General features: G+C 66.9%; 8 protein-coding genes and 1 pseudogene. 3 read left to right on the top strand and 6 right to left on the bottom strand.

Annotation, left to right across the window (positions count from 1 at the left end):
* Window positions 1–284: 284 nt before the first annotated feature.
* Window positions 285–1,454 carry a replication initiator gene (locus tag AB0C69_RS20220; protein ID WP_360355578.1) on the top strand — a complete coding sequence of 390 codons (1,170 nt, stop codon included), beginning with the start codon at window positions 285–287 and terminating at the stop codon, window positions 1,452–1,454.
* A gap of 28 nt (window positions 1,455–1,482) precedes the next feature.
* Window positions 1,483–1,527: pseudogene (locus AB0C69_RS20215) on the top strand (hypothetical protein); the annotation flags it as partial.
* A 79-nt stretch (window positions 1,528–1,606) separates the two neighbouring features.
* Here AB0C69_RS20215 and AB0C69_RS20210 read toward each other — a convergent pair.
* Window positions 1,607–1,987: a hypothetical protein gene (locus AB0C69_RS20210; protein WP_360355581.1), complete on the bottom strand. Its 381-nt coding sequence runs from the start codon at window positions 1,985–1,987 to the stop codon at window positions 1,607–1,609.
* Between the two features lie 4 nt (window positions 1,988–1,991).
* On the opposite strand from AB0C69_RS20210, the gene AB0C69_RS20205 reads away from it, so the two are divergent.
* Entirely contained in the window at window positions 1,992–2,891 is a 900-nt protein-coding gene (locus AB0C69_RS20205) for a site-specific integrase (RefSeq protein ID WP_360355575.1), read from the top strand.
* A gap of 60 nt (window positions 2,892–2,951) precedes the next feature.
* Here AB0C69_RS20205 and AB0C69_RS20200 read toward each other — a convergent pair whose 3' ends face one another.
* The 5 genes from AB0C69_RS20200 to AB0C69_RS20180 form a co-directional block, all read right to left on the bottom strand.
* Entirely contained in the window at window positions 2,952–3,191 is a 240-nt protein-coding gene (locus AB0C69_RS20200) for a hypothetical protein (RefSeq protein WP_360355572.1), read from the bottom strand.
* A gap of 45 nt (window positions 3,192–3,236) precedes the next feature.
* The gene (locus AB0C69_RS20195) at window positions 3,237–10,346 is read right to left on the bottom strand and encodes a polymorphic toxin-type HINT domain-containing protein (protein WP_360355569.1); all 7,110 of its coding nucleotides are present in this window, start codon (window positions 10,344–10,346) and stop codon (window positions 3,237–3,239) included.
* A gap of 120 nt (window positions 10,347–10,466) precedes the next feature.
* A complete protein-coding gene (locus AB0C69_RS20190; RefSeq protein ID WP_360355567.1) occupies window positions 10,467–14,672 on the bottom strand; it encodes a LamG-like jellyroll fold domain-containing protein in 4,206 nt (1,401 codons plus the stop codon).
* A 336-nt stretch (window positions 14,673–15,008) separates the two neighbouring features.
* The gene (locus tag AB0C69_RS20185; protein WP_360355564.1) at window positions 15,009–16,193 is read right to left on the bottom strand and encodes a VWA domain-containing protein; all 1,185 of its coding nucleotides are present in this window, start codon (window positions 16,191–16,193) and stop codon (window positions 15,009–15,011) included.
* 124 nt (window positions 16,194–16,317) lie between these two features.
* On the bottom strand, window positions 16,318–17,123 hold an 806-nt coding region (locus AB0C69_RS20180; protein ID WP_360355562.1), incomplete at its 5' end, for a hypothetical protein.

The following is a 17,123-nucleotide window of genomic DNA, read 5'->3' as shown; positions in this document are numbered from 1 at the left end:
GCACCGGTGGGGCGCGGGGGGGCGGGTGGGGGGGGGGCGCGGGGGGGGCCCCTGGCCGGGGGGGGGGGCGGCCGCCCGGGGGGGCCCCCGCGCCGCGCATGCGCGGCGCCTTGAACCCGTAGAGAAAGTTGTAACGCAGTCGGGCGTTTGAGTTGTCCGGTCCCGGGTGATGCTTGACAGCCGCTCAGGGCGTGACGGGCTTGAAGTCGTATGCGCACAAAGGAAGTTCGCTGCTCTGACGGTGTGCGAGCGGCAGGAAGAGCACTGGTCGTACCGTCCATGTGATGCGCGTGCTGACGTGGGTGATGGACACGGTCCAGGGAGTTCGAGGAAGTGTCCCCCGCGCACCACCGCCGGTCACCCGCTCACGTGGCCGGGAGCTGGTCCGCCAGGACGTACGCGTCCGCCGCCATGACCGTGTCACAGACCTCCACGGGCCGTCCCTCGGTGTCGAAGGCGCCCGCGTCTTCGCCACCTTCACCGCCCCCAGCTTCGGCCCCGTCCATAACCGCCCCTCCACCGGCCGCCCCTGCCGCTGCGGCACCCACCACGCACAGGAGGACGAGACGCTCGGCACCCCGCTCAACCCGGACACCTACGACTACGACGCAGCCGTCCTCTGGAACGCCCACGCCGGGCCCCTCTGGCGGCGCTTCTCCATCCACCTGCGCCGGGAGGTCGCCAAGCGCGCAGGCCTCTCACAACGGCGTCTGCGCGACCACGCCCGCGTGTCCTTCGCCAAGGTCGCCGAGTACCAGAAGCGCGGAGCCGTCCACTTCCACGCCGTAATCCGCCTCGACGGGCTAACCGGCGGCGACACCCCGCCCCCGGCCTGGGCCACCGCCGAACTGCTCACAGACGCGATCACCGCCGCCGCCTCCAAGGCCCGTGTCGACGGCTCCACCCTCGACGGTCGAGCGCACACTTTCGCCTTCGGCCGCCAACTCGGCGTCCGCACCATCCGCTCCGCCGACTTCAACGACGGCCGGGAGCTGACCGAGCGGGCCGTAGCGGCGTACATCGCCAAGTACGCCACCAAGGGGGCCGAGACCGCCACGGGAGCGCTGGACCGCCCACTGAAGTTCGCCGCCGAACTCGCCCAACTCGACATCAGCGACCACGCCCGCCGCCTCATCCGAACCGCCTGGACCCTCGGAGCCCGCAAGGACCTCGAACACCTCCGCCTCCGCGCCTGGGCTCACATGCTCGGCTTCCGCGGCCACTTCTCCACCAAGTCCCGCCGCTACTCCGCCCCCCTCGGCGCCCTCCGCGACGCCCGCGCCGATTGGCGCCGAGCACAAGCCGCAGTCACCACACCCGGCAACGGGTTCGAGACGACGTACGTCCTCGCCCACTGGGTCTTCGCCGGCACCGGCCTCTCCGACGCCGAAGCCTGGCTGGCCGCATCCATCGAACCCGCTCCCGGAACGGAAAGAGACCCCACCCGTGCGTGACGAAGAGCTGCTGACCGTCCCGGACGTCATGGCCCGGCTCAAGCTCGGCCGCTCCACGGTCTACGACCTGATCCGCTCCCGCCGACTCCCTTCAATCACCATCGGCCGCGCTCGCCGTATCCCTCCATCGCACTCGACGACTACATCCAGCGTCACCTGGAAGAGGCCGCCTGATGACCGCACCCAAGCGCAAGAGCCGCGCCAACGGCGAAGGCACCATCCACCAGCGCAAGGACGGCCGCTGGGAAGCCGCCGGCTACGTCCTCGCTGCCGATGGCACCCGCAAACGCGTCCGCGTCTACGGCACCACACGCAAAGAGGCGGCCGACAAGCTCACCGAAAAGATCGCCAACAGCAACCGCGGCCTCCCCGTCGCCACCGCCGACAGCACCGTCGGCGACTACCTGACTTACTGGCTGAACGGCGTCGCTGTCCACCGGCTTCGGGAGAACACCCACGTCCGATACGCCGCCTGCGTCCGCCTCCACCGTGCCTGGCCTCGGCACCACGAAGGTCGCACGGCTGACCGCCAAAGACGTGCGCACCTTCCTCGACCGCCTGCGCGCCACTTGCCAGTGCTGCGCCCAAGCGCTGGACACCGCACGGAAGAGCTGCTGCGCGGTCGGCGAGTGCTGCCAGAAGCGGCTGTCCCCCTTGACTGTGACGTACGTGCACTCGGTGCTCAAGTCGGCGCTGGAGCACGCCGTCCGCGAAGACGAGCTGCCCCGCAACGTCGCCCGGAACGTCAAGGCCACCGCACATCGTCCTCGGCGATTCCGACCGTTCACCGCAGCCGAAGCCCGCCAGTTCCTCGACGCAGCCCGCGCCGACCGACTGCACGCGCTGTACGCACTCGCCCTGCGTACCGGACTCCGCAAAGGCGAACTCCTCGGCCTCTGCTGGGAAGACCTCGACCTCAACAGTGGGACCGCCAGCATCCGCCGCTCGCTCCAGCGCACCCGAACCGGCGGCCTCACGCATCTGCCCACCAAGACCTTGGCGTCCGAGCGCCGGATCGCGCTCCCGACCGAGTGCATCCGCTCCCTCAAGGAGCACAGGCAGCAGCAGGACAAGGAGCGTGAGATCGCAGGCTCAGCTTGGAGAGACAGCGGCCTCGTCTTCACCACGCCGACTGGACGGCCTCTCGACCCGGCCAACCTCACACGCCGCTTCCGCAGCCTCCTCAGCCGGGCCGGGCTCCGGCGCATCCGTTTCCACGACCTTCGCCACTCAACCGCGACCCTGCTGCTGGAACAGGGCGTTGACCTCGTCGTGATCAAGGAACTGTTGGGCTACGCCCACATCGGCGTCACCGCCGGCGTCTACGCCCACGTCCGACTCCGCCTCCAACGCCAAGCCATCGATCGGCTCACTGCCGCGCTCATGGAAAAGGGCGATGGCCCAGCAGAGCCACCGCCCCCATCATCCGTCCGCTGACGTTGCCGTCACCGTTGCCGTCATGGCCCGCTATCAGTCTATGACGGCACGTGCGTCAATTCATCGCTCACCAAATTCCCCAAGCTCACCAATTAGCCGCTGACGGGCAGCACCCAACTGTTCAGAGTATGAAGAATCGAAGATCGATGACAACTGCGTCTCCAACGAGCCGCTGATTTTGAAAAGAGCAGACCAAACAGCGCGATCGTCGACTAGCGCCGCAAAATCTTGTCGATGCATAACGCGGTTCATCCAGTCGGATAGAACGAGCGCTTGGTCGTCCGTCAATTCAATGTTCACGGATATCTCTCTTCGGATCGCAGCTCTCGCGACAGCGGCCCATGGCTACAGCTTCCCATCCCGCAGCAGGTAGGTTAGCTGATCCCCTGAGGATCGCCACCCGCCAAGGTACTCCCCGACGTTCGGGCCGTTCGCGGCGAATGACGCATGAAGTCCCGTGTCGTCCACGTAGTGGATGGCGGCCTGGCCCCTATATGTACCCTGAATTTGCCGCGTTCCCGGGTTCTTTACGAACTGCTCGATGGCTCGAACGAACGCTTGCCCATTCGCCTTATTGTAAGGCCCCTTTACGCCGAAGTCCTCAGCGTGCATAACACCCTGGTCGCTCGTCCGCATGTAGTGATGCGGAAGTTTATCGGACGACATCCAATTCGTTCCACACCCGGGCCCGCTGTTATGAACGAGTACCGGCGTGGCCCCCGCCAGCACATAGTAAGTGTGCAGGTCGGCGACAGTGAGGTTGTGGACGCGTTGCCTGGGAGTGGTCCAATGTTTGGTGGCGGTTACCTGGACGTAGGTGCCGGCGCTGGTGCGGAGCCACATGCCCGGTTCGAGGTCGGCGGCCTTGACCCACTTGTTGAGGCTTCCGGCGACCCAGAAGGGGTGGGCGTCGGTGGCGATGACGACGCCGGTCTTGAGGCGGAGAGGGCTGGCGGGTTTCTTGAGTTCCTCGCCTGCCGGCCAGACGGGGCGGAGGTCGGTGGCTTCGACAGTGATCTGGACGAGGTTCTTGGTGCCCTTGCTCGTGATCGTCGCCAGGACCGGCTCGGCCTCGGTCTTCCCCGTCTGCGGGTCGGTGGCCAGAACCTTGTCCCCGACTCTGACGTCTTCGATATTCCGGTAGCGACCGTCAGCAAGCAGAACCCGAGTTCCTGGCTTGAAGCTGCTGTGGCACTTTTCTACGCCTTTACCGATCGGTTTTGCAGCCTCACCGGTCTTTTTGCCGCGCCGGAATATCTTGGCCCCTCGCTTGAGGGGTTTGGCAAACTTTCCCACGTAGGGGACGAAACCGACGGCGAACCAGCCACACGATCCTCCGCTTTTTCCTGTGACGCACTTCTTCGCGTCGTTGTAGCCACTGAGATCCTTGGCCACGTCCTTGCCCAGCCCGAGCATGAATTTGAGGGATTCTCGCAGGCTCGGTCCGGGAATGTATCGGGGTTCGGGCGCGGCAAGGCCTTCCAGTCTCTGCTGCTGACCGCCCGGTCCACACATACTCGTCTTGTACGCGTTAATCGGGTCACATCCGTACAGACGGAGGACGACGGGAAGTGCGCGGAAGTTGTTGTGGGCTTGCCCTGTCGGTGCGTAGTCCCCGCTGGAGTTGGAGCCTCCCCCACTTCCTCCGCCGCCATAGCCTGCGCCGCCGCCTCTGCCGCTTCCGCCGGAAGGGGGGAAGTAGTCCTCCGAGGAATTGGGGTCGCTCATCAGGCCGCTGGGGTCGGCGCTAGTGACGGGGTTGTTGTTGGCGTAGCTGTAGCCGTTCAGTTGCTGGGGGTCGGCCGGATCCATGAGGGGGTCGACTGAGATGAACCGGCCTGTTGCCGGGTCGTACTCGCGGGCGCCCAGATGAGTGAGGCCAGTGTTGTCGTTGGTGCCGCCAACAAAACCCTTGTCCATGGCAGTGGGCCAGATGCCGGTGGAGCCGCCGCGGTCGTCTCCGAAGGGCGTGTAGCGGCGCTGGCTGAGGTTTGCCGGGTTGGCGGCGGGGACGGCGAGCTGGGCGGTGTTCTGATGGTCGGCCGCCAAGAGAGTGGTGCCGGCGGCGCTGCGCATGGCGACCGTCTGACCGCCGTGGGAGTAGTAGCGCGTGGCGGTGACATTACCGCCGCTGAGGCGGAGTTCCATGCCTGGCAGATACAGGACGGTGCCCGACTTGTCGCGGCGGACGAGCCGGTTGCCATCGGCGTCGTAGACGAAGGTGGTGTTGCCCTGGGCAGTGTCGGTGACCTTGGAGATTTCGTTCTGGTGGTCCCAGGAGAACTGGAGAGTGTTCGTGCCGTCGGTGCGTTGGGTGGTGTTACCGCCTGCGTCGTAGGTATAGGTGAGGTTCTTTTGCTGTATGCCGCCAGGCCCGTCGATTCGCTCGGAGTAGCCAGCGAGTTGGTGTCCCTTGTAAGTGGGGTCTACGCCGGTGTCCCCTGCGTAGCGGTAGTCATGGTCTCCTTGCCAGATACCGCCGGCGGTTCCGGCTCCCCAACTCTCCTCCTTGGTGCGATTCCCGTCCGGGTTGTAGCTGTACTTCTTTCGGTACGGAGCGGGACCTGCGACTTCGGCGGTGGAGGGGGTAGCGGCGCAGGTGGTGGTGTTCTGCGTCCAGGCATCGGTGAGGCGCCGCTGGAAGTCGTAGCGGAAGCACTGGGTGTCGGTGGTGACGCCGCCGGTGGAGGCGTGCCCGGTGATATCGGTGATCTGCCGGACGTTGCCAGCGTCGTCGTAGGTGTAGGTGGCGTCGCGGGCGTAGCCGTCGATGCCCTCTCGGCTGACGGTGGAGTGGGTCAGGCGGCGGGTGGCGAGGTCGTAGTCGTAGCCGACGTTGACGTCCTTGCCACCGGCTGACAGCACGTAGCCGCGGAGTTGGCCGATGTTGGTGTAGCTGGTGCCGGTGACGTATTGAGAATTCCCGGTCAGGGTGAGCGGCCGCTTCAGGTTCTCGGCGTCGTAGGTGTAGGTGAGAACCTCGGCCGGCAGGTCGCCGGCGGCGGGCTGGCTGGTGGACTGTACGGTCCCGTCCGGGTTGTAGGTGGTGTTGAACTGGTAGCTGTTGTCCAGTCCAGTTCCCTCGGCTCCGGTAGGAACTGTGATCGTTGTGCGCTTGGGCCGGTTGAGGTTGTCGTAATCGTCATTGCGGATCTTGTACTCGTAGGTCTGGCCGTCGGCGCCGGCGGCTTTGCGTGAGGCGAAGGTGAGCTGGCCTGGGCGTACGGTGTCATAACCCCACAGGGCGATCAGGGCGCCCTTGTCGCCGTCGCTGTTGGCGGCGTAGGTGCGAAGTCTGCGCCCGAGTTCGTCGTACTCGTGGAACACCTTGCCCGCGGAGCCACGGGAGTCGGTGGTGGAGACGACCTGGTCCAGGTCGTCGTAGGCGGTCGTGGTGGTGCCGCGATCGGGGTCGATGGCGGTCGTCTGGCGGCCGCGGACGTCGTAGCGGTACTCCCAGGTCTTGCCGCCCGGCCCAAGGATCTTGGTGATCCGATCGGCGGGGTCGTACTGGTAGGTGGTGGTGACGTAGTCGGTGCCGGTCGGCGAGGCGGCGTTGTGCTGCCGCAGCTCGATGGTGCGGCCGAGCGCGTCGGTGTAGGCGGTGGTCGGCGTTCCCCCGTCAGGCGGGGTCTGCTTGACCCAGTCCCCGACCGTGTCGCTGCCATAGCTGTAGGCGGTGGCATACACCTCGGGGTTGTCGCCCGCGCCGCCCAAGAGCGCCTCGCGGGTCTTGCGACCAGCGCCGTCATAGCTGTACCGGGTCTGGCTGTGGACCAGTCCCTGCATCTCAGGGCCGAACAGGCTCGGGGTGGGGCCAGCCTGGTCGTTGTAGTAGCCGTTGTAGGTGTAGGCGACCAAACCGCGGCCGTCGTAGAGCGTGTCGGTGATGACCCGGCCGCCGTTCTGTCCCGGCGCCTGAGTCTGGCGGCCCCTCAGGAACCCGTCGTAGATCTCATAGGTCGGGCGGCTGAGGGTGCCGGTGTTAGTGACGGTGCGGGTACCGACGACGACGGGCGCGTTCTCGGCGACCTGGTAGGTGAACTCCGCGCTGGCGGTCTCGCCGCCGGTTCGGTTGCGGTCAGGCTCCCACACCTTGATGGTGCGGCCGAGCGCGTCGTAGTAGACGTCGGTTTTGGCGCCCGCTTCGTCAAGTTCGACGATCGGCAAGCCCCATGCCGGGTCCAGCGTCGTGGTGGTGGACAGCTTCAGGCTGCTGCCGTCGTCCTTTGTTACGGCCGGAAGCGTGGCGGTGACCTTGGTCGTCAGTCCCGGCGCCGTGCCCGCGGGGGTCTGGGTGAAGCTGGTGGTACTGACGCGCCCTTGGACGTCCGACGTCGTCGTGGGCCTGCCGTACCCGTCGAAGCCCGTGACGGCCGACAGCTTCTGGTAGGTCGGGCTGGAGCCGTCGGCGGCGGCGTGAGACACCAGCCGCTCGGTGTAGGTGACCCGCCCCTTGCTGATGGACTTGAAGGTGCTCTTGGGCGTCGACGAGGTGCCGTCGTAGTAGGTGCGGGTGTCCGACAGCACATGGACCCGGCGGTCCAATCCACTCCAGAGACAACTGCCCTGAGTGACCTCCTTCTCCGCAATGTTGCTGCGCAGCCAGGCGGTGGTGTTGTCGGCGTAGGTGTAGCGAGTGCAGCGGTCGTCGCTGCTCACCGCTAGGTCCCCGTTGTCGGACGTCCAGTTGACCCGCCCGGTGTCGTGGTCGTAGTCGGTGCGGACCTCGGTCTTGCGCCACTGGCCGGGCCCTAGCGGGGTGAACGTCCGGGCGTATTCGACGCCCACAATGTTGGCGGTGACGGTACCCCAGGACCTGGTCTTGGAGGCGGTCTGATAGCGGACCGGCAGATTTTGCGTCCACTCCAAGGTCTGGCCGCCGGGTTTGTCCAGCTGTACCGAGCGCAGTTCCTGGCCGGCGAAGGAGTCGGAGTCGGTCACCGTGCCGCCGTCGCCGTTGTCGACGGTTACCGTACGCTTCTGGTCCGGGTCGGTTGCCGAATTCCGGTCGCCGTGCATACCGCGCAGGAAATAATGGTCGGTCTGAGCGACCATGCCGTCGGCGAGGTCGGAACCGGTCAACACGCTGACCTTGCCGTAGCCGCGCCACTGGCTCCAGGTCTTGTATTTCTCCTTGGTCAAGCCGTCGTCATCATCGAAATGCCAGGCGCCGCCCCCGGCGTCGTCGTACACGTACTTGGTCACCATGTCTGCGCTGCGACCGGTACGGTCACGAGCGATCACGTGGGTGACGACATACTTGTGGAACCAGTCCAGTGTCGGCTTGATGTCGCCGTCATGTGCCCAGTAGACAGGGAAGCATCGTTTGGTGTTGGTTTCTGGGTCCGGCAAATTGGCGGTAGTGCATTGTGCCGTGCTGTAGGCGACGGAGATCTCGCCACCGGATTCGTCGGCGACGTAGTCCAGTCGATAGCGCATGAGACCGCCGGTGTCACCGGCCCGGACGCGGTTGTAGCGCTCCTCGTAGTCGAAGGTCACCTTCGGCAGAGTGATCGCTGTACTGGCGGCGTGGCCGGTGTGCTGGATGGACGTGGCCAGCAGTGCCCGCGCGTAGTCGGCGGTGCCCCACTTGTGCGTCAGCGTCCAGGAGTCGACGTCCCGCCAGGTCCCGTCGCTCTTGATCACCTGGGTCTTCACCGACTCCAGGCGCTTGCGCGTCCAGAAGGACGGCGAGACGGTGCCCTTGAAGTCCTTGCACTCGGTCCCGGACTCGCAGTTGAGATCGTAGGGCGTGTCCGGCCACAGGTTCGGATTGGTCTCGATCTTGGACGGGTCACAGTTGGCGTCGGTGTCCAGGCAGCGTTCCTTGCTGTTGAACATCACTCGGGCAGGCGCCTTTGCCCACAGATTGTCCGAGCGCAACCCGTACTCGATGCGGTTCAGTACACCGCTGCGAACATAAGGGGTCTCGTCTTCGGGCTTGAGGTTGCGGCCGTAGTAGTTGGTCTCCTTGTCGTAGTAATAGGTGACCGCGTTGCCCTCGGGGTCGACAACATAGTCCAGGTTCCACCGCCATGCCTGCTGGCACCAGGAGTCCTTGAACGTATCCTTATGACAAGGATCGGTCGCGTCGTTGCCGAACACCGGCATGGTCCAGGTCGAATTGGTCACCGGGTTGTTCGTCGACCATTCGTCTAGACGATGCTTGCCGAAGAAGTAGACAGTGCCGTCGGTGGTGGTGACCTTCCAGTACTCGTTGTTGTCGTCCCCGTTGCCGGTTTTGGCGTCGTCGCCCGTCAGCTTCTCGATGCGAGTGCCGTCATCGTTCTTCAAACGCCATTTGCCGTCACCGTCTGGGATGAGTTCACCGCCACGCCCGTTCAGCTGCATCGTGGCGTTGTCATAGCCCCAGCACTGGTCACCGGGTGAGGTGCCCGCCTCGTCCTTCGGCGCTCCATCGTCTTCGCATGCCTTGTAGCGGCGCTCGATGAATCCCGGCCACAGATCGAAGCCATTGCCCACCCAGGACGATTGGGCATTGGTATTCGAGGTCAGACCATCGATGCTGCCTGAGGAGTAACTGAGCCCCACTTCCGGAGTCAAGCCACCGGGTACTGGAGGCACCCTCATGGGGTAGGACCAGTTGAACTCCCCGCTGTTCAGGTTCACGTTCCAGGTCGACGACGGCGACAGCTTGGTGGCCTTGAAATCGCCCTGTTCACCGGCGGTTCCCGCGGCGGTGGCCAGGACCGTCGGCCCCGCCGTGGCCGTCGGCTGCTGCGGTGACGCCTGCCGGGCGGCCGGTTCCGACGCGGCCTGTACCTGCGCGAGCAGCGTTTTGTTCTTGCTGTCGTGGGTCGTCGCCACCGGAGTAGGCCTCCGGCATTCGGCCCGCTCCGGCGTGGTCAGGACGCACGCCGGATACTGCACCAGACGAAGCCGGTCGGCGTAAGCGCCACCGAACGCCGACGCGAACGACGCGTAGTTCAGCCCGACCCCGACCTGTCCCGGTGCCGTCGTGTCAGTGCGGGCAACCGAGATCATGACGCCCTGGACGCCGGCGCGTTGACTCACATTGCGGTCGACGACCTGGACCCGGACCTGCTCGGCCGCCGGTAGACCTCGTGACCCCGGACGCGAACCGAGGTGCGTCGCATCGTTCGGAGCGGTTACCCAGACGGGGAGATCACCGGCGCGGGCCCAGCGTCCCTTGCCGGGGACCTTGCTGGTCGCCGTGCCGGCCTTCGGCCAGCTCGGCGCCGGAGCTGCCTTGGTGGTCAGGTGCTTGTTCCCGGCCTTGCGCGGCCGCGCCTTCAGCGCCCGGCCCTTGACCGGCTCGGCGTCCTTGAACTGGCGACTCGGCACCGGCTCGGCCCGTGCGGGCAGCGGCGACGCCAGTCCGATCGCCAGCACGGCGGCCATGCCCAGCGCGATCTTCGACCGCGCCCGGCCGTGGCCTCCCAGCAGCATCCGGGTACCGCGCTTGCTCACAACGCCCTCCAGGCGACGCTGCCCTCATCCCCGAGGGCCGACGAAGTGGTCAGCAGGAAATGGGTGTCGGCCATTCGACCGGGCAGGCCACAGTGGGTGTTCCTGGCCCGCCCACCGCCGTCAGTCGTAGGACTCGGGCAGAGGCGGGTTACCGTAAGGAGTGTCGATATGCTGCAGGTTGGCCAACGGCAACACCTCATTTGGAGTGAGGGGGCCCTTGACCAGCCATACATCGCGGATCAGCCCGGCGAAGTACTCGCGAGTGGGGTCGTTGTCGCCGGTCTTGCCATCGGCGAAGCGGCGGCCGATCTGCACGGGACCCGGTGCGTTGAACCCGATGACGCCGGTCTTCGCCGATTCGGCACTGGTGTTGCCGTTGACGTAGAGGGTCATCGTGTCGGTCTCCGCGTCGTAGACCAGCGCGAGATGGTCAGGGCCGGAGTCGGTGCAGATGTTGCAGGACTGCGACTGGTAGGCGGTGACCCGGGTGGTTCCGAGGGCGTCGGAGACGGAGGCCTCGATCTCCCAGCGGCCGACCCATTCGTCAGCGGGGTCGTCCCGGTCGGGGTCCCAGTTCGGATTCTTGGCCGCCTTCGGATTGAAGCGCACGGTGAAGGCGTTCTGGGTGATTCCAGCCAAGGAGAAGACCGTCATCGGAACGGTCGGTTTCACAGCGTGCACCCAGCCGGCGATCGAGAAGCTTCCGTCGGTGCGGACTACGGGCAGTGCCGTCCTGGCCCATTGACCGACGCCGGAGGTGTTGGCACCGTGGAGCACCAGACAGCCGCCGTCGAGTTGGTCGCAGGTCTCCCCGTCGGTCTTGATCTCCGCACCGCCGTACAGGGTGAGATCGTGGCCGGCGCCGGAGTCGTCCGGGACCACGCCGTTGGCCGGAGCGGTCGAGAGTCTCCAGCGGGCCTGGACAGTGGAGCGGTACCACCCGGCGACATCCTGGGCGGTGACGGCCCGGTCGAACACCCGAACGTCATCGATCTCGCCCCGGAAGAAGTCGGTTTTGATCCCGTTGTACTTGGCGCGACCGACCGCGAAGGCGCCGCGATTCACGCCGGCCCACTGGCCCCCGTCGTAGGACGTCGTCTGTTCGAGCCTGCCGTCCACGTACAGGCTGATCGTCTTGGCCGCTGCGTCGTAGACGCCGACCAGGTGGGTCCACTGCCCGACCACCGGGGCCTGCGCCGACAGGGCTCGGACGCCGGCCGCATCGGTCTTGTCTCCGAGCACCCCGGAGAATGCCCACCGATCGTCGACGGGCGAGTACTGAAGGTACATCGAGCTTGCGACGTCGGCGTCCTGGGAGGCGATGGTGGAGACACCGCCCTTGGCCGCCAGCTTCGCCCACGCCGAGATCGCATAGTTCTTCGTCGGGTCCAGCACGGGCAGCCTGGTCTCGGCGTAGCCCGTGGTCGCCGGGTCGGCGTCGGCGTTCAGCTTCAGCGACGACGACCCGACCCTCGCCGGAGTGCCCAGCGCGTAGTCGGTTCCGACCATGCGGGCCTCGTTGACCGAGAGGAGGCGCCACTGCTCCCACTGCGAGCCGGTGCAGGTCTGCTGAAGGACATGCGCGCGGTTGTCCATCGATTCGCCATCGATGGTCAGGCATTTATTGCTATGTGCGGGTTTCAGCTGGAAGACGCCGTCCGCCTGCTCGACGCGCTGGATCCGCTGGCTCGGCACCTCCGCGCAGTCGGACTGGATGCTGTGGGCGCCGTCGGCGGTGGACGCGGGTGTCCCATCGATGTCGAGGCATTTGTCGCTCTTCTTGCTGACAAAGGTGTAGGTGTTGGCGCCGACCTCGTTGAGCTTCCAGCGTTCCCAGTCGACGCCGTCGCAGTCCCACTGCATGATGTGCGCGCCGGGCGTCGTCTGGCCGCCTTCGACGTTCAGGCATTTGCCGGTCTTGACGTTGACGGCGGTGAAGGTGTTGTTTGCCGCGATCTCTTCTCGGAGCCTGACCGTCCCGGCGGGGTCGTCGAGTTTCCAGTGCGCCTCTTCGCTGGCGACGCGGCGGACACGGAAGCCGTAGTCGGGAGCGGTGCCGGAGCGGCCGGCCCGGTCGACGGCGTGCACGTTCAGCTTCCAGTCGCCGCGAACATCCGGTGTCTTGGTGAACGTGCAGGCCGTCGTGGTGCAGCCGGGCGTCTGCCCGAGCACGAGCCAGGTGATCGGTTCGGCCGGGCGGCCGGGAGGCGTGAACTGGTAGCCGAACTTGACGATCGGTTCACTGCCGGGCGCCGCGGTGACCGTGAAGTCGCCGGGCTGCCCCACCCCATCATGCTCGATGGCGTTGGCGGGGTACTTGGCGGAGGTGACGGTCGGCGGCGGTGGAGCAGCGTCGTCGTAGACGAACCAGCACTTGTGCCCCAGGCCACCGGCACTGGTCGGGGCGTCGGCCCAAGGGCCCGCGCCGAGCCAGTTGTGCCAGTCGTCGTTCTCCAGCCCGTCCTTGAAATCGTGCCCTCGGACGGTCCAGGCGAGCGGGACGTTCTTGGGGATGCCGCGAGACGACGCCAGGGCGCTCATTGCCTTGGTGAACACTTGTCCGGAGTTGCCGCCCCCGGAGTAGACGGGCGTCGAGTCCGGGGCTGGTTCCGCCCCGATCCTCCAGGAGAAGCCGGCCCCGTTCGCGTCACCCCAGCCGATCATGAACTCGCCCTGAACGCGGTCACTGCCCTGCGGGTCGGTGATCTTGGCGGCCATGGTGGGCCAGACCCGCAGCCGGGGCATGGACGCGTCGTTCAGCCCGCACGGGTAAGTGCCGCCTTCTCCCTCCAGATGAACGCCGGACGGAGTCTTGGGCGGGAGGTTGTAGAGGACGCGGAGGACGGCGTCGTTGTTGAATCGCTTCCAGCCAGTGGTGCTTCCCTCGTTGGTCGCCTTCAGGCCGAGCCAGAGAGTGCCGCTGCCTTTGGCCGTGTTGTCGACCTCGGTCTTGAGGGTCTCGCTGGACAGCACCACCGTGTTGTTCGCGCAGCCGACGCCCTCGTTGCCATAGTTGAAGCTTTTCTCCACCAGCTTGCGCTGCCAGAATCCGGAGGCTGCCTGCGTCCCCCAACTCGTCGAGCCGCCGACCCCCTTGGTCTTCCAGACCTGTGCCGCGGCCGCAGTGCAGTTGTAGGCGCCGGTCTGGTACGGCTTGAACTCCGCCCACAGAACGTTGGTCCGCATCACGGCCGAGGGAAGGACGAACTTGTAGAACAGCCGCTTGGTGATGGTGCCGCCGCACTGTCCCCCCATGTAGGGGTCGGAGTCCGAGCAATACCCCATCCCCTCGTCTTCCCAGGCGGAGTCGGTGTACTTGGTCGACACCATGACCGCGGCTGACTCCCCCGGTCCCTGCCAGTCCGGGTCGATGTACAGCGGAAACGTCGTACCCGCCCCGGTCAGCAGCCCCGGATCGGGAACCAGGGTCAGGTTTCCCCCTCCCACTGACGACTTGATGCGGCCCCGCTTCACACCGTCAGCCGGGGTCTCGGCGGCCATGGCCCTCTCGGCGAGAGTCGTCTTCCGGACGCCGCCGGCGGCCTTCCCGGAGGAGTCCCACATCATCGGCTCGGCGGCTCTGAAGACCGTCCCCCCGGCGGCCTCGTCCACCACCCGCATACCACCGGCCTTGTCGGCCTCCACCTTCATCCGGTCGGATTTCAAGCCCATGCGGACCGTGGCCAGCCTCGGGTCCTGTGCAGCGGTCGGGGTCTTGACGACCAGAACGTGGCTGAATCCACTGGGCTTGGCCCGCACCACCAAATCCACGTCCGGGAGGACGTTCTGGTACGTCGCCGATTCGCCATCGACGACCGGCGCCGGCAGTCTGCCATGCGGCCAGGTCAGGGACATGGTGCGCCCGGCCCGGCTCATCGTCGCGAACGGCCCGTCACCCCCGGCGGAGAACGCCAGACCGACGGTCGTCGCACCTGGTGCGAGCATGCCATCGGCGCGCAGCCGCAGCTTGGTGTCGATCCGCACCCACTTGCCATCACGCAAGGTGCGGACCGGCCGGGCGCTCACCGTGGCCTCCAGGCGGCCGTCCGGCAGCGCACGCACCTCGCGTTGCGGACCGGTCATCGAGGTGACGGTGACGGGCCGCTTCGACTTCAGCGCGGCCGCCACCGCTTCAGGCTGAGAGGGCGCCGCCTTGGGCGCCTCATCTGCATGGGCTGCGGTCGTGGACGCGCCCCGGGGAATATCCACCAGCGAAAACGGCAGTACCAGGGCGAACGCCGTGGCCGCACTGGTCGCGGAGAACGGCCGACTCCTCACGCGATGCGAGCTGGACTTCTGTGGCAGAAAACGACCCCAAAAGCTCACGGAGACCTCCGCGCACATAAAGTCTCGATAAAGTCGCTTTAACGTAACGTGACCGATCACGCTTCGGAAGAAGCGGAACGATCAAGGTATTGTGATCTACGTCACGACCGATTCGGTAACCCGACCCCACCACCTGTGCGTCGCCGCCAAGACGACTTACGCTGACGCTTGCGAGCCACTACCGAGAGTGATGGTTGATTCTGCTTGGAACGGTGGAGCACTACAGCCTTATGGGGCCGTTCCGGAACAAGGAGATCGGCACGACTGGGCGGCGAGAAAGGAATCCGATGGAATTCGATATGGCATTCTCTGACGCCGGATTCGGGGGGCCTGGCCTCAGTTCGAGCCTAGGGGGATGCCGTGGGTTTTTGCTGCGTTCAGCCAGGTGGGGAACTCGGAGAGGATGCGCTGGTAGAGCTCTGTGTCGGTGATGTTGGCTATGTCGTCCACCGCGAAGAAGCCGGCGTTGTCGACGAGGCGGCCGTCGAGGGTGTCCAGCTTTTCCAGAATTCCGTACCTGCCGTGGCCGAGACCGATGAACTGCCAGAACACGGGCCGGTCCGACGCCTCGCGCAGGAGGCGAGCGATCTGGGCGCTCTTGGCCACGCCGCCGTCGGAGAAGAACAGCACCAGGACCGGTTCGCCCGGACGGGTCTCGTAGTACGCGAGGATGTCCTCGATCACCTGGGGCTCGTTGTTGCGGCCGCCGAGGCTGACCCGGCTCCCGTCGGCGGCGACGGCCTCGTGCAGGCGCACGTTGTCCCGCGTCCACGCGCCGATCTCGGCGACCCGCAGCGGGGGGAGCCGGGCGAACTCCGTCGCGAAGATCCACGCGTCCAGGGCGCCGTCGTCGTCCACCTGCAGGGCGATCGCCGCCATCCGCTCGACGATCTCGGCGACCACGCCCTCCTTGAAGAGCCTGCGCATGGAACCGGAGGCGTCCAGCGCGACGGCGACGCGGGCCCGCAGCCCGCCGATGCCCTTCTTCTCCAGCGAGACGCGGACGGTCTCCTTGCGCAGCGAGATCCGCTCCGGCAGGTCGGCCTCGACCGGCGGTTCGCCGGTCACGTCCACGCCGAGGTCGGTGGCGAGGCCGGCGAGGCCGCTCGCCCATCCCTGCCCGACCGCCCTGAGCTTCCACGCGCCCGCGCGCCGGTACACCTCGACGACGACCGCCACCGTCTCCCCCTCCGCCATCGCCGGGGCCTCGAACCGGGGGCCTCCGTGCACACCGGCGCGCAGGGTGACGCCGTCGAACGTCCCCGGGCCGTCCACGCTGGCGACGAGCGCGATGGTCGAGACGTCATCGGGGACCGCGTCCGGGTCGATGACGATCTCGGCGCCCTCCAACCGGACCCCGTCCTGGGCGGGATGGTTGAAGAAGACCAGGTCGTCGTCCGACCGGACCCGCCGGTCATCGCCCAGGAGCACCGCCGAAACGTCGATCGGCGCTCCGGCGGCGGACACGGCGACCCTGACACGGCCGCCGTCCAGCGCGGCGTTCTCCCCCTTGCGCAGCATCGCCCGCTCCCTCCCCGCCCTACGCCCGGAATCCTCATAACGTCCGACGCCGGCCGCTGATGCGGGGTTGGCAACCGGTCCCCGAGTCCCGGGGAAGCACCGGATATGCGCCCGGTCCGCCGGCTCAGGCGTGCAGGAGGTCGGCGGCGGCGGTGTAACCGTTCGGGTCGATCACGGTGCCCTGCTGCTCGGCCAGGGAGGCGACGGCGGGATCCCAGCGAAGGCGGGTGCGGCCCTCGCCGCCGGTGATGACGACCATCTCCCCCGTTTCGGGGGCGATGCTCTCGAAGCGCCGCCAGGCTCCGACCGGGATCGAGAGGGTGTCGTAGGGGCCGAGCTCCGTGGAGACCGGGTTCTCCCGGTTCAGGGTGATCCGCCAGCGGCCGCCGGTGACGATCAGCACCTGGGACTCGTCCACCGCGTGGGTCGACATGCCGCGTCCGGTGGCCGCGCGCAGGCGGGCGAGGCTGAAGCCGTGGGGGTCGGCGAGGCGCGGATGCTGGTCGCGGTCCTCGGTGATCCCGTAGCCGACGACGGCGGCCAGTTCGGCGCCGCCGGTCCCCAGGGCGGAGTCGAGGAACGGGGCCGTCGACCAGCGCAGGTCGGACGGGCGGGCCAGGCGCCTGCGCATCTCCTCGGCGCCGATCCTGCGGAGCGTGGCGAGTTGGGCGTCGGTCAAGGGGCGCTTCAGCTCCACCCCTTGCGGGTACTCGCCCGGTTCGGTCTCGATGAGCCGGCTGTCCGAGGTGAGGTGCAGGCCGTACTCGGCGGCCTTCTCCAGGACGGACGGCGCCCAGATCAGGCCGCCGGAGCGGTCGCGTCCGAGGGCGGTGAACAGGAACGCGTCGTCGGTGCCGACGCTGGTGAAGCCTCGGAACACCCAGGTCGGGATCGAGATGACGTCGCCGGGACGGACGGTCACCTCGCCGT

Source organism: Actinomadura sp. NPDC048032 (genome assembly GCF_040653175.1).
Taxonomy (GTDB): domain Bacteria; phylum Actinomycetota; class Actinomycetes; order Streptosporangiales; family Streptosporangiaceae; genus Spirillospora; species Spirillospora verrucosospora.
Note: the sequence above shows the minus strand (reverse complement) of the source record. Positions and strands in the feature narration are given on the sequence as shown.